Origin of the sequence: Collimonas fungivorans (assembly GCF_001584145.1) — a bacterium.
Classification (GTDB): Bacteria; Pseudomonadota; Gammaproteobacteria; order Burkholderiales; family Burkholderiaceae_D; genus Collimonas; species Collimonas fungivorans.
The window spans coordinates 5,278,101-5,292,054 of record NZ_CP013232.1; the positions used below are offsets into that span (position 1 = coordinate 5,278,101).

At 58.2% G+C, this 13,954-nt stretch carries 15 protein-coding genes; 5 read left to right on the forward strand and 10 right to left on the reverse strand.

Annotated features, from left to right (window positions below; all coding sequences use genetic code 11):
• Positions 1-75: 75 nt before the first annotated feature.
• The 9 genes from ptsP to CFter6_RS23210 form a co-directional block, all read right to left on the reverse strand.
• Entirely contained in the window at positions 76-1,830 is a 1,755-nt protein-coding gene (ptsP, locus tag CFter6_RS23170; protein ID WP_061542542.1) for a phosphoenolpyruvate--protein phosphotransferase, read from the reverse strand.
• Between the two features lie 161 nt (positions 1,831-1,991).
• Complete coding sequence (locus CFter6_RS23175) at positions 1,992-2,261, reverse strand: HPr family phosphocarrier protein (protein ID WP_061541898.1); 270 nt, start codon at positions 2,259-2,261, stop codon at positions 1,992-1,994.
• Positions 2,262-2,316: 55 nt separating this feature from the next.
• Positions 2,317-2,721 carry a PTS sugar transporter subunit IIA gene (locus CFter6_RS23180; protein ID WP_120234125.1) on the reverse strand — a complete coding sequence of 135 codons (405 nt, stop codon included), beginning with the start codon at positions 2,719-2,721 and terminating at the stop codon, positions 2,317-2,319.
• Positions 2,722-2,833: 112 nt separating this feature from the next.
• On the reverse strand, positions 2,834-3,772 hold the full coding sequence (gene gshB / locus CFter6_RS23185; protein WP_061541900.1) for a glutathione synthase: 939 nt from the start codon (positions 3,770-3,772) through the stop codon (positions 2,834-2,836).
• Positions 3,773-3,804: 32 nt separating this feature from the next.
• The gene (gene gshA / locus CFter6_RS23190) at positions 3,805-5,103 is read right to left on the reverse strand and encodes a glutamate--cysteine ligase (protein WP_061541901.1); all 1,299 of its coding nucleotides are present in this window, start codon (positions 5,101-5,103) and stop codon (positions 3,805-3,807) included.
• A gap of 312 nt (positions 5,104-5,415) precedes the next feature.
• Complete coding sequence (locus tag CFter6_RS23195) at positions 5,416-5,964, reverse strand: GNAT family N-acetyltransferase (RefSeq protein ID WP_236904459.1); 549 nt, start codon at positions 5,962-5,964, stop codon at positions 5,416-5,418.
• 119 nt (positions 5,965-6,083) lie between these two features.
• Positions 6,084-7,631, reverse strand: a complete 1,548-nt coding sequence (locus tag CFter6_RS23200) for an ammonium transporter (protein ID WP_061541902.1) — start codon at positions 7,629-7,631, stop codon at positions 6,084-6,086.
• A 13-nt stretch (positions 7,632-7,644) separates the two neighbouring features.
• Positions 7,645-7,983: a P-II family nitrogen regulator gene (locus CFter6_RS23205; protein WP_014008135.1), complete on the reverse strand. Its 339-nt coding sequence runs from the start codon at positions 7,981-7,983 to the stop codon at positions 7,645-7,647.
• Between the two features lie 146 nt (positions 7,984-8,129).
• Entirely contained in the window at positions 8,130-8,903 is a 774-nt protein-coding gene (locus CFter6_RS23210) for a TorF family putative porin (RefSeq protein WP_061541903.1), read from the reverse strand.
• A 412-nt stretch (positions 8,904-9,315) separates the two neighbouring features.
• On the opposite strand from CFter6_RS23210, the gene CFter6_RS23215 reads away from it, so the two are divergent.
• The 3 genes from CFter6_RS23215 (at position 9,316) to CFter6_RS23225 (ending at position 11,826) form a co-directional block, all read left to right on the forward strand.
• A complete protein-coding gene (locus CFter6_RS23215; RefSeq protein WP_150118844.1) occupies positions 9,316-9,825 on the forward strand; it encodes a GNAT family N-acetyltransferase in 510 nt (169 codons plus the stop codon).
• 110 nt (positions 9,826-9,935) lie between these two features.
• Positions 9,936-10,178, forward strand: coding sequence for an accessory factor UbiK family protein (locus CFter6_RS23220; protein ID WP_061542544.1), 243 nt, complete (start codon positions 9,936-9,938; stop codon positions 10,176-10,178).
• Positions 10,179-10,311: 133 nt separating this feature from the next.
• A complete protein-coding gene (locus CFter6_RS23225; RefSeq protein ID WP_061541905.1) occupies positions 10,312-11,826 on the forward strand; it encodes a YifB family Mg chelatase-like AAA ATPase in 1,515 nt (504 codons plus the stop codon).
• A gap of 244 nt (positions 11,827-12,070) precedes the next feature.
• Here CFter6_RS23225 and CFter6_RS23230 read toward each other — a convergent pair whose 3' ends face one another.
• Positions 12,071-12,658, reverse strand: a complete 588-nt coding sequence (locus CFter6_RS23230; RefSeq protein WP_236904460.1) for a TetR/AcrR family transcriptional regulator — start codon at positions 12,656-12,658, stop codon at positions 12,071-12,073.
• A 324-nt stretch (positions 12,659-12,982) separates the two neighbouring features.
• On the opposite strand from CFter6_RS23230, the gene CFter6_RS23235 reads away from it, so the two are divergent.
• Positions 12,983-13,195, forward strand: a complete 213-nt coding sequence (locus tag CFter6_RS23235; protein WP_061541906.1) for a DUF3460 family protein — start codon at positions 12,983-12,985, stop codon at positions 13,193-13,195.
• A gap of 157 nt (positions 13,196-13,352) precedes the next feature.
• Positions 13,353-13,775 (forward strand): hypothetical protein, encoded by a 423-nt coding sequence (locus tag CFter6_RS23240; RefSeq protein ID WP_061541907.1) that lies wholly within the window; start codon positions 13,353-13,355, stop codon positions 13,773-13,775.
• The last annotated feature ends 179 nt before the right edge of the window (positions 13,776-13,954 follow it).

Below are 13,954 nucleotides of genomic sequence, written 5' to 3' on the forward strand. Positions count from 1 at the left end.
TCCTCCTCGCCGTACGCCGCGTACTGTCTTCGTCGTCGTGCCTTGCTGGGGCGGTGTTGCGTAAGTCCCGATAGATTAGGCGGTCATGCGCATCTGGCTGACTGCGGCAGCAATTGCGCTCGGCTCGGTATTGCGCAGGATTTTCCTGGTCTGCAGCGTCAATTCGTCCAGGTCGCTGTTCAGCACTTCCTGCTTCACCGCCAGCAGCTGCGCCGGATGCATGGAAAACTCCAGCAAACCCATGCCCAGCAGCAAACGCGTGAATTTGACGTCGCCCGCCATTTCGCCACATACCGAGACCGGGATACCGGCCTTGCGCCCCAGCGCGATCACGGTCGACAACAGAAACAGCACCGCCGGGTGCAGCGGATTGTACAAATGCGCCACTTCGTGGTCGACGCGGTCGATCGCCAGCGTGTACTGGATCAGGTCGTTAGTGCCGATCGACAGGAAATCCATGCGCTTGATGAACATCGGCAAGGCCAGCGCCGCCGCCGGGATTTCTATCATGGCGCCGGTCTGGATCGATTCGTCGAAGGCCACGCCTTCATCGCGCAGCTGCTGTTTGGCCTGGCCGATCATGGCCAGGGTCTGGTCGATCTCGAAAGCGTGCGCCAGCATCGGGATCAGCAGCTTGACCTTGCCGAAGGCCGAAGCGCGCAAGATCGCCCGCAACTGCGTCAGGAACAGCTGCGGCTCGGCCAGGCAGTAACGGATCGCACGCAAGCCCAGCGCCGGGTTGAGCGCGGTCTGTTCCTCGGTATTGATCGGCTTGTCGGCGCCGACATCAAGCGTGCGGATAGTCACCGGCCGGCCCTTCATCGCCATCACCGCCTGGCGGTAGGATTCGAACTGCTCATCCTCGGTCGGCAGCTCGTGCTGGGGGCCGATGCGGCCCATGAACAGGAATTCCGAACGGAACAGGCCGACGCCGCTGGCGCCGGCATCCATCGCCGCGGCGCAATCGCTGGGCAGTTCGATGTTAGCCAGCAGGCTGATTTCCGTGCCGTCCAGCGTCACCGCACGGGTTTTCTTGATCTTGCCGAGTTTTCTGCGCGAACGCAGCAGGTGCGCCTGCCGTTCGCGATATTGTTTGAGTATCACTGTTGCCGGATCGACAATCACGACGCCGGCATCGCCGTCAATGATGATCCAGTCATCCTGCTTGATCAGGCGCGAAGCGTTGTTCATGCCGACCGCAGCCGGGATATCCAGGCTGCGCGCCACGATCGCGGTATGCGAATTCTGTCCGCCGAGATCGGTGACGAAGCCGGCAAAGGCGCGGTCGCGGAATTGCAGCATGTCGGCCGGGGAAATGTCGTAGGCCACCACCACGATATTGGCGAACGAAGCGCCGTCGCTGTCGACTTCCGGCAAGCGGGTGGAGGTGCCGGTCAGCACTTTCAGCAGGCGCTCGCCCACCTGCAGCACATCCATCTTGCGCTCGCGCAGGTAAGTGTCTTCGATTTCGTCGAATTGCGCCGACAGCTCGTCGATCTGGGTCACCAGCGCCCACTCGGCGTTGTATTGGCGGTTGCGGATGATATCGAGCGACATCTCGGCCAGCATCGGGTCCGACAGGATCAGCAGGTGGACGTCGACAAAGGCGCCCAGTTCGGGCGGCGATTCTTTCGGCAGGTCGGCGCGTATGGTCTGCAGTTCGGTACGCACCCTGGTGACGGCGCTCTGCAGGCGCTGGACTTCGGCTTCGACCTCGGTTTCGCCGATCAGGTAGTGCTTGACGTCCATCGCCGCCGGCGCCAGCAGATGGGCGCGGCCGATCGCGATGCCGCGTGAAACCGGAATGCCATGTAAGGTGAAGGATGCCATCTGGTCGCCCAATTTTATACATTGCGGGGCAGAGTCCGACAGCGACTCCGCTCCCAACTGACTAGATAGATAGATAAAACGCGCAGGTTGCAATTAAATTGCAAAAAATAATTGGGCAGTGTCCGTACACGCGTCTCGGCGTGTACGGACACAAATCAGGATCATTCCCCTTCGCCGAACTTGTCTTGAATCAACTGATATAAGGCATCAAAGCAGGTCTTCTCATCTTCCCCTTCGGCTTCCAGCGTTATCTTGCTGCCCTTGCCGGCCGCCAGCATCATCACGCCCATGATCGACTTGGCGTTGACGCGACGGTTGTTGCGGATCATCCAGACTTCACTTTTGAATTTGCTTGCCAGTTGCGTAAATTTGGCCGACGCGCGAGCGTGCAAGCCGAGTTTATTGATGATTTCGATTTCTTGTTGAATCATTTGTCTTTTATCTAATATTGGATTTATTGAAAGACCCCGCCCGGCAGACAATCATTTAATGCGCCACGCGCACCCGGTTATCGACCCTGACCGCCCCGCCCTGGCCGCCCGCCAGCGCCATTTCTGTCACCACGTCGAGCGTATCGTTGCGATAGGTCAGGGCGCGCAGCAGCATCGGCAGGCTGATGCCGGCAATCACCTGGGTCTGGTTGCCGGTGCAAAACGGCAGTGTGCAATTGGATGGCGTACCGCCCATGACGTCGGTAATCACCAGCACCCCCGAACCATCGTCCAGGCGCGCCGCGGCCTGCTTGGCCAGTTTCTGCACTTCGACGGGATTCTGGTCGGCCACCACATCGATTGCTTCCAGCCGCTCCGGCATCTGGCGAAACACGTGAGAGGCAGCTGCGATGAATGCCTGGCCCAGAGGGGCGTGGGTTAAAAGGAGAATGCCAATCATAGTTTCAATTTCAAATCCGGCTTGCGGATTCGTCCCGGTTTACAACGGTTTTACAGCAACGACCGTCCTGGTCTGCAGCTTCGGCTGCCAGTGACCAGGACAACAAAATAAGTTACAGCGCCGCTTCCAGCGCATCGATGAACATCTCGGCAACATCAAAACCGGCCTGCTGCTTGATTTCCTGAAAGCAAGTCGGGCTGGTGACGTTGACTTCGGTCAGATAATCGCCAATCACGTCTAATCCTACCAGTAACAGGCCGCGCTGTGATAACACCGGTCCAAGTGCTTCGCCGATTTCGCGGTCGCGCGCCGTCAGCGGCTGGGCGACGCCGATGCCGCCGGCCGCCAGGTTGCCGCGCACTTCGCTGCCCTGGGGGATCCGCGCCAGCGAATAGGGCACGACTTTACCGCCAATTACCAGAACGCGCTTGTCGCCGGCGACTATTTCCGGGATGAAACGTTGGATCATGATGGTGCGATGGCCGTTGTCGGTCAGGGTTTCGATGATCGAGCCCAGGTTCAGGCCGTCTTGCCGCACCCGGAAAATGCCGGTGCCGCCCATGCCGTCGAGCGGCTTCAGGATCACGTCCTGGTGCTCCGCGTGGAAGGCGCGCAAGCGGGCCGCATCGCGCGTGACCAGGGTCGGCGAGGTGTATTTGGAGAATTGGGCAATCGCCAGCTTTTCATTGTGGTCGCGGATCGCCTGCGGTTTGTTGAATACCCGCGCACCTTGTGTTTCCGCCAATTCCAGCAGATACGTGGTGTAGATGTATTCCATGTCGAAAGGCGGGTCCTTGCGCAGCAGGATCGCATCGAACTCGGACAGGAACATGGCGGAGGGTGCACTGGCCTTATACCAATCCTTATCGTCCCCGGTTAAATTCACGCGGACGACATTGGCCGTGACAATCCCGCTTTCCAGCGCCATGTCCTTTTGCTCGAACGCATAGATGGTATGGCCGCGCTTGACGGCTTCGACCATCATGGCGTAAGTCGAATCCTTATACGTCTTGAAGGTATCGAGCGGATCGGCAAGGAAAGCAATTTTCATTTTTCAGGCCCTATGGTTGTCAGGACAGCGTATTAATATTCTTCCGGGTTCGGATCGGTTTTTTCCATTTCCAGCGAAGCAGCCAGTAAACCGAGGCGTGCGACCACCCCATACATATAGAAGCGGTTCGGCGCAGTGGTGCCCGGCTTGGCCAGCATGTCCGGCAGCGCATGCTGCTGGGCGAATGCGAGCGGCACAAAATGGGCGCCTGGCGCGTTCAGGTTTTCGTTGATGCCGCGCTCGGCATGCACCCGGTAGAAACCGCCGACCACATAGCGGTCGATCATGTACACCACCGGTTCCGCCACCGCGTCGTTGATGTGTTCGAAAGTATGTACGCCTTCCTGGATGATCAGGTCATGGATTTCGCCGCCGGCTTTGCCCAGCGACAGTTTCTCGCGCTGCTTGCGGCTCAGGTCCTTGATCTGGCTGACGTCGGTCACGCTCATCACGCCCATGTCGTCGGTGCCGGCGTCGGCCTTGACGATCACGAACGGTTTTTCAGTAATCCCGTATTCCTTGTATTTCTTGCGTATCTTGGCCAACAGCGAACTGACGCTGGCGGCCAGCTTGTCATCGCCGTCCACCGCCAGGAAATCGACCTGGTCGACCTTGGCGAAAAACGGATTCAGCATCCACGGATCGACATCCACCAGCTTCGAGAATTTCTTGACCACCTCATCGTAAGCCGTGAAATGGTTGCTCTTGCGGCGCACGGTCCAGCCGGCGTGCAGCGGCGGCAATACATTCTGCTCGTTCAGGTGCTCCAGTATCGACGGCGTGCCGGAAGACAGATCGTTATTCAGCAAGATGGTGCAGGGGTCGAAATTCTTCAGGCCCAGGCGGCGACCATTGGCGGAGCGCTCCAGCGGCTCCAGCGTGATGGTGCTGCCGTCAGGCAATTCGATCGTTTGCAATTCTTTCACGCTTTCATCAAGCGTACCCAGCCGTACATGCAAACCGGTCTGGCGGAAAATCTGCATCAGGCGCGCTACGTTCTGCAAATAGAAAGTATTGCGTGTGTTCAGCTCCGGCAGCAGCAGCAGGTTTTTGGCGTCCGGACAATATTTTTCGATGGCCGCCATGGCCGCCTGTATCGCCAGCGGCAGCATCTCGGGCGACAGATTGCTGAATCCGCCCGGAAACAGGTTGGTGTCCACCGGGGCCAGCTTGTAGCCGGAATTGCGCAGGTCGACCGAACAATAGAACGGCGGCGTGTGCTCTTGCCATTCCATCCGGAACCAGCGCTCGATAGCCGGCGTGGCCGCGAGGATTTTCTTTTCCAGATCGAGCAAAGGGCCGTTCAGGGCGGTGACAAGGTGGGGAACCATATAAAACTTTCTTTTGGGAACTATGCAGCAAACTTGCGCGTGCCTGTGGCAGGAATGTCTTTCAGGACTCCCATGACAGGCAAGAGACGCAGATTCTAACGGGAAACGCATTATTTCGCCGCTCAACTGTTGAGAAGCCGCTGGGATGTCATCCACGGCGACGGTCCGGCAAGCGCGTCCATGAGCCAAGTTTACATCGGGCCGGTCGCGGATTTTTAAAGTCCCGGAAAAACAAAAAAAGCGCCGTCGGGCGCTTTCAAAAGATATCATATTATCATCGAATCCGGCCGGGGCAGCCTGCTCCCGCAAGAATCAGATCCGTTTGTACATGAAGCTGCTGTCGCTCAGCTTGCCCGTAGTCGAACGGGCATAAGCGGGAACAATGCCCGCCAGTTCAAACCCCAGGGCGCTGTACAAGGATTCCGCCGCATCGCCGGTGCGCGTTTCCAGGAACAGCAGGGAGCGGCCATCAGCGCGCGCAATCGCTTCCGTCTGCTGCATCAGCACGCGCGCGACACCCTTGCGCCGCACATCGGGATGCACCAGCAGCTTGGAAATCTCGGCCCGGTGACGGCCATTGGCCGGCGCCGCCAGCACCAGCTGTACGGTGCCGACGATCTGGCCGGCAAACCGCGCCACCAGCAAGCGCCGGCCACCGCTCACCAGCGAACCGCTGACGCCGTACCAGAATGAAAAGGCATCTTCGGCATTCGGCGTTTCCAGGAATCCGATGCTGGCGCCCTGCTCCACACAAGCCATCAGGATATCGGTGAGCGGGCCCACCACCTGATCGAACTGGTTCGCCTTGACGTCTTCAACCGTGCATGCGGTCAGGCGTTGCGGGGTGATGGTCGGATCCAAGCTGGAATCTCCTGAAGCATATGCGGCAAAAAAACAAAATCCCAGGGCATGCCTGGGATTACATCGAACGGCGCGCCGGATAGCCAGTACAGCAGCTATCCGGCAGGCTCAGGCAAGACTTAGTCGTGATAAGCAGATTCGCCATGGCTGGAGATGTCCAGGCCTTCGCGTTCTTCTTCTTCGGTCACGCGCAAGCCCATGACGATGTCGACCAGCTTGAATGCGATCAGCGAAACCACACCCGACCAGACCAGGGTTGTCAGCACGCCTTCAAACTGGATCCACAGCTGGCCAGGGATCGAATAGTCCGGTGTCACGGCATTGGCGACGTAATCATAGATGCCGGTGCCGCCCAGGCTAGGCGCCGCAAACACGCCAGTCAGCAACGCACCCAGGATACCGCCGACGCCATGCACGCCAAACACGTCCAGCGCATCGTCCGCACCCAGCAAGCGTTTCAGGCCGGTGACGCCCCACAGGCAGACGAAGCCTGCCAGCAAGCCCATGATCAGCGCGCCCATCGGGCCGACAAAACCGGCGGCTGGCGTAATTGCCACCAGGCCCGCAACAGCACCCGAAGCGCCGCCCAGCATCGAAGGCTTGCCCTTGCCGATCCATTCACCGGCGCTCCAGCTCAATACCGCAGCGGCAGTCGCCAGCAAGGTATTGATGAAAGCCAGTGCAGCGCTGCCGTTGGCTTCCAGCGCGGAGCCAGCGTTGAAACCGAACCAGCCGAACCACAGCAGCGAGGCGCCGACCATGGTCAGGGTCAGGCTGTGCGGCTTGAACGCTTCCTTGCCGAAACCGACGCGCTTGCCTATCACGTACGAACCGACCAGGCCGGCGATAGCGGCATTGATATGCACCACGGTGCCGCCGGCGAAATCAAGCGCGCCCTTCTGGAACAGCCAGCCGCCGGTTGCGGTCAGTTTTTCTGCAGCGGCAGCGTCGGTGAAACCATCCGGACCAGGCCAGAACCAGACCATATGCGCCATCGGCAGATAGGCGAAGGTGAACCAGAGGACAGTGAACACCAGGATCGCCGAGAACTTGGCACGCTCGGCAAAAGCACCGATGATCAGGGCACAGGTAATTGCGGCAAACGCACCCTGGAACACCACGTAGGCAAACTCAGGCACCACAACGCCTTTGCTGAACGTGGCGGCAACGGAATCCGGCGTCATGCCATGCAAGAACAGGCGGCTGAAACCGCCGAAGAACGCATTGCCTTCGGTGAACGCGATGCTGTAGCCGTAGAGTATCCACAGCACGATGATCAGCGAGAACACAGTGAAACACTGCATCAGCACCGACAGCATGTTCTTGCTGCGCACCAGGCCGCCGTAGAACAGGCCCAGGCCCGGCAATGTCATCAGGATCACGAATGCTGTACATACCAGCAACCAGGCGGTATCGCCCTTGTTCGGTACTGGCGCGGCAGCGGCGGCAGGAGCGCTGGCAGCCGGTGCAGCTGCGGCAGGCGCTGAAGCAGCCGGCGCCGCGGTAACTGCTGCAGGCGCAGCAGCTGGAGCGTCTGCGCTAGCTGCTGCTACGCTTGCGCTAGCACTTGCTGATGGCTCGTCGGCAGCCGATGCCGGCAACATGGAAGTAGCCGCGATCAGCGTGCAAGCCGCCAAAATCGTAGCGAACGTACTTTTGATGTTCATATTTTTTATCCCCTTAGATTGCATCTTTGCCGGTTTCACCGGTACGAATACGAATAACTTCCTGCAGATCAAATACAAAAATCTTGCCGTCGCCGATCTTGCCGGTGCGGGCCGCGTTTTCAATCGCTTCTACCGCCTGCTCCAGGATGCTGTCGTCCACCGCTGCTTCGATTTTTGTCTTCGGCAAAAAATCGACCACGTACTCGGCGCCGCGGTATAGCTCAGTATGCCCTTTCTGGCGGCCGAAACCCTTGACCTCGGTCACGGTAATGCCTTGTACGCCAATCGCCGAAAGCGCTTCACGCACCTCGTCGAGCTTGAATGGTTTGATGATTGCTGTAATCAGTTTCATGTCGGCCTCGTGTTTTATCGTATTTAGGGATTCAGCTCGCTTAGGTTTTGCGTAATCCGGCTTTGCTTTATGCTCACGTCCTAGTCAGTTGGGGACAGAGTAATTCGTCGCCATGCGGCGCCTCTTAAACTCTGTCCCGCAATACGTCAGAAAGTCTTCGCTACCGAAAACACCACCCCGTCGCGGCCCAGGTTCTTGCCGCTCGGGCTGACATAGGCGTTGTCCTTGGCGTTGGTGCCGACATAAGCCAGCCCCAAAGTCACGCCCGCCAGCTGCTCGAAAGTCTTGGTGGCGCCGATTTTCCAGTCGGTGTAGCTGTAGAAGCTGGCGTGCTCCACTGTCTGGTGGCCCACATGCAGCCCCAGCGTGACGCCCGCGCCGACATCGATATTGGCGCCGGCATCGTAATAAGCGCTGCCTTTGCTGTCGACGGTGCCGAACAGGTTAGTCAGCGCATGCGAGTACTTGAAATAAGCCGGACCGTAGCCGAGTTGTCCGTACAGTTCGAAGGTATTGGCGTTGCGGCCGATCTGGCTATAGTTGTTGGTCGGGTAGTAGTAATACAGGCCGCCCACGTCATACGTGAAACCGCCCGGCAGCTCGCCGCGCTTGCCGGCGTAGATATCCCATTCAATCGAACCCTTGCCGCCGGTGCCGGTGTTGGCGGTGTCGACCGCATCCTTGATCCACTTGATGTTGGACAGCCAGGTCCCCGCATACAGCCCGGTCGGGTTATTGGTGTAGTCCGCGCCACCCTGTATCGCCGGGTCCAAACGCGTTTGCGAGATGCCGCGGAAGCGATAGTCGTTGACCGCGCCAATGTTATAACTGATCTCGTTATCCGGCTTGGCGTCTTCGGCATGAGCGAGACCTGCGGAGAAACTTGCTGCTATTGCTGCGGCTAAAATCAGCTTTTTCATGGATGTCCCTGTTGGTATGTTGAATGAAAAACCGCTAAATCAGTACTCCTCGGACTTTCCATAGCAGAACCCATGCCAACCGCGCCGACTGCCGTTTTTCGATGGCTAGCGCCCCTTGTGGGGCGTTTTATCCACTGCTTTTGCTGATTGTTAATCAAGGGATGTGCTTGCACAAAAATATCGGCAGCGAAATGCACCATCATGGGGCTCCAGTTTAAAGAAGCCTCATTTTGGTGCGCCAACATGGAATAGAAAACTACATGACAGCCTGTAGTCGGCTACAAATCAGGATCGGGATTGTTGCAAGGACAATAAGCGCATGCCGGATAGCCGCTTTGCCTACTTCGCAGTGGACCTATGAATATAGCCAATCTTGGACCTTTCGTAACACCAGCTTGTGGCGCTACGATAGATGCTGCTTTGCGTCCATCGCCACGCCGTTCCACAGGAGGTTATCTTGGCATCTGCACCACGCTCGTCAATTCAGATCAAGCCGCTCAGCGAGCAGGATTTCCCCGCCTGGCAGCTGCAATGGCAGGGTTACCAGGATTTTTATGAAGTCGATATCCCGCAAGCTACGCGCCTGGTGACCTGGCAGCGCCTGCTCGATCCCAAGGAACCTGCGTTCGGCGCGCTGGCGATGGCAGATGGCAAAGCGGTCGGCCTGGTCCACTGGATTTTCCACCGCTCCTGCTGGACGGTGGAAGATTCCTGCTACCTGCAAGACCTGTACGTCGCGCCGCAACAGCGCGGCGCCGGCGTCGGCCGCTTGCTGATCGAACATGTTTATGCGCAAGCCAAGGCCGCCGGCGGCACTCGCGTGCACTGGCTGACGCACGAAACCAACAGCACCGCCATGCAGCTGTACGACCGCATCGCGCAACGTTCCGGTTTCGTACAGTATCGAAAGCAAATCACTTGATGAGAGAAGCAAGGCAGTAATGACTTAAACCGCCCTTCCGGATCAGAATTCCGATGTCGGGTCTGCCTGTATCGGTTATCATTTTTCTTATTTACCTCGAAGGGCCGATCATGAACAAACCCAACTTTTTTGACGACATCCAAGCCAAGATCAACCAGGCCATCGAAAACTCTCCTGCCAAGGATATCGAGAAAAACGTCAAGGCCATGCTGGGCCAGGGTTTCTCCAAGCTGGACCTGGTCACACGTGAAGAATTCGACGTGCAAGCCCAGGTACTGGCAAGCACCCGCGCCAAACTCGAAGCGCTTGAAGCTCGCGTTACCGAGCTTGAGGCGCAACTGAAACGCCCATGACAGGGAGCTCGAAAAACCGTCGCGAGCGGCGCAAGGTCAGCAGGAGAAGCGCAGCCGTACGAAAGTACGGTGAGCATCGCAGTGCTGAGATTGCGTCGCGCAGCAGGTTTTCCGAGGCTCCCTAACCGCGCCAGTGACGCTGGCGGTGCTAAAAAGCCGGGCGCTGGCAGGCATGCAAGCGCCCGCAGTCACGGTTGAAGTCCACCTGGCCAACGGCTTGCCGTCTTTCACCATCGTCGGCCTGCCCGAAACCGAGGTCAAGGAATCCAAGGACCGGGTCCGCGCGGCACTGCAAAACGCCCGTTTCGAATTTCCCTCACGCCGCATCACCGTCAACCTGGCGCCAGCCGATTTGCCGAAAGAATCGGGCCGCTTCGATTTGCCGATCGCGCTCGGCATCCTGGCGGCATCCGGGCAGATGCCGTCGGATGAACTCGATCAATACGAATTTGCCGGAGAACTGTCGCTGTCGGGCGAGTTGAGGCCGATACGCGGCGCACTGGCAATGACTTTCGCCATGACCGCCGATTGCGGTGAACGCCATGCTTTCATCCTGCCGCGCGGCAATGCCGACGAAGCGGCGCTGGTTGGCGATGCCCGCATTTTTCCCGCGGATTCCCTGTTGCAGGTATGCGCCCATTTTTCTTCCCGGCAGCAAGAAACCAGGTTGTTGCGCCATACGGCAGAGCTGCGGCGGCGGCCCCCTCCCTACCTCGATTTCTGCGATGTCAAAGGACAGATGCAAGCCAAGCGCGCGCTGGAAGTTGCCGCGGCGGGCAGCCATAGCGTGTTGCTGGTGGGCCCTCCAGGCACCGGAAAATCCATGCTGGCGACGCGTTTCCCCGGGATTTTGCCGCCCATGAGCGACCGCGAAGCGCTGGAATCGGCGGCAGTACAGTCGCTCACCAGCGGCTTTTCCGGTGAACGCTGGAAGGTAAGGCCGTACCGGGCGCCGCACCACACTGCTTCCGGCGTGGCGCTGGTTGGCGGCGGCAGCCCGCCGCGCCCCGGTGAAATTTCCCTGGCGCATCGCGGCGTGCTGTTCCTCGACGAACTGCCGGAGTTCGACCGCCGGGTGCTGGAAGTATTGCGCGAACCGCTGGAATCCGGCCACATCACGATCTCGCGGGCCGCGCGTCAGGCCGATTTCCCCGCGCAATTCCAGCTGATCGCAGCGATGAATCCTTGCCCTTGCGGCTATCTTGGGCATGCGGTCAAGCAATGCCGCTGCACGCCCGACCAGATCCTGCGTTATCAAAACAAGATCTCGGGGCCCTTGCTCGATCGCATCGACATGCAGATCCAGGTAGCCGCGGTGCCTCACGAACAGTTGCTCGGGCAGGCCGACGGCGAGTCCACCGCCGCAATAGCGGCCAGGGTGGCGCAGGTGCATGCCGTGCAGCTGACGCGCCAAGGTAAGCAAAACAACGGCTTGTCGGCCAGCGAAATCGATTGTTACTGCAAGCCCGACGGCGCCGGCGAAAAACTGTTGAGCGGCGCGATGGCGCATCTGCACTGGTCGGCGCGCGCCTATCACCGGGTGCTGAAAGTGGCGCGCACCATCGCCGACCTGGCCGCGGCCGATATCATCGGCGCGCCCCATGTGGCGGAAGCGATCCAGTATCGGCGCGCGCTACAGGACAAATGAATTCATGCCTGCGCAAAATAACGCGGCGCCATGCAATTTACTGGCTGGATGAACGCTTTGCTGTTTTCTACCTGGCCGGAGCTCCACTATCGCCGTCGCCCTGGACAGAAAGCTGGCCGCCGGTTCCCAATCCGCCCGCCACCGTTTGCTGGCGATAATTCCTCACCGCACGAAAATTTAACTTCCGGGACCTCTTCTTTTTTTGGGATCTCAAGAGTCAATTTGCAAAACCATCCCGCGGCATTCATCGCGCTGCGTTCTTCGCCTGGTTCAACAGCAGTTCCGCGGCCTCCCAGGCGCGTTCCGCTGCCGACGGATCATTGAACGCGCGAGCGTCGATCGTGGCGCCGTCGAGCAGCATCACAAACACGCCGGCCAACTGTTTTGCGGTCTTGTCTGGCACTATTTCCAACAGTAATTCTTCAAACCATCCGAACAATTTCACCCTGTAGCCGATTGCTACTTCCGATACCCCGGGATAGGCAGTGCCGAATTCGGCAAGCGCCCGCTCGAACAAGCAACCCGCGAATTCAGGACTGCGAAACCAGGCTCCGTACCAGTCAAAAATGCCTTTGATCCGGGCGTCAGCGTCTTCCATCGGCGCCAGCTGCTGAGAGATGCTGTCGACGATGAATGTGAAGCGCTGCCCCAGGACCTCCCCGATCAAGTCGTTTTTTCCGGCGAAATGGCGATACATGGTCATTCTCGCCACGTTGGATTCGTCAATGATCCGATCCACACCGACCGGATGAAAACCATGCGCGGAAAACAACTCGGTCGCCTTGTCCACAATTTGCTGGCGCTTGCCAGCCCCTCTTTTAATGTTGTCCACGAGCCATCTCCAGTGAAAAGTAGCAACGTCTCCACACCACATCAATTATCCGAATGACATTTTGACAAATGAGGTTTTCTGACGTTAACGGGTGCAGCCTATCATTGAGCAGCTGTAGCGATGGTCAAGATTGCAATGTTGATGCGAGGAAATATTACAACATGTGAGTAGAACGATCTATATTTTTAGTTCTCATTTGCAATATTTCTGTGCTCCCAGGCAATTTCCCGCAGCGCTGCAGCTGCGTGCCTGCGCCATTAAAAACAGGCGCAGGAAACTCAAGGCGCGGCTGGAAGTCCAAAAATCATCAGGATTGGAGGTCATATGTTTACCAAACCGAAAACCTACAAGGCCGGTCATGATGGTTATGTTGCGGAAATCACGCAGTTCCTGGACAAGTTTCTCGAAGAGCACCCCGAAGTGATCGATGAGCAAAGCAAGGGCTGGCACATATTCTGGGATCGCGACGTCAACCTGGACGAACAAAAAAGGGCGGACAAGGACAGCGTGCCAAGCAAACCCTATTACTACAGCTGAATACGCAGATAGCTATCCGGTTTAAGCTGATTTTAATTTGCGGCCGCTAAGATGGTTTCCGTAGGCGCGCCAGATCCATCTCTTCACCGTCGCGCCCTCTTCTTTTCCTCATTCCGCCATCACCCATGCCGGGAGATGCATTTTTGGAGGAAGCACCATGAACACGCGCTCTCTTTTTGCCGTATCCGTATTGCTGGCGGCCAATCTCGCCTTTGCCGCCGATGTCGTGCCGGGCCGGCTGCAACCGGTCACCAGCGGCGCCGTCACTTACTTGTCCGGCGGTATCGGACAAGACGAATCGACCGCCATACAGCAGGCGGCAAAAAATTATTCGCTGGAACTTGAGTTTGTCGTCAACGCCTCGCCTCGCGCCGAATTTACTTCTGATGTGCAGGTGAAGATCAGCGACGCCAGCCACAACGCAGTCCTGGATACCGTATCGAAAGGGCCTTTCCTGCTGGCGCAGCTGCCGGCAGGCCGTTACCGGCTTGAAGCGATCAAGGACGGCAAGAGCAAGTCTCGGGATGTGACAATTAAACAGGGATCGCATCAGCACATCATGTTCGAATGGGCCGAGTAGCGGATCTGCAACATCGCCGGCGAGCCCCGGTAACTGCAATTCGAGACTGCAGTGCAATGGAATCTGGTGATTTTGGATGGCTGTTAGGAGAAATGCATAGCGTTGATCAACATTTAGTTCGTGACAAACAGGAGCGCCGGCGTAGTATATAAATGAAACGATTGGTTCTTCGCCTGATA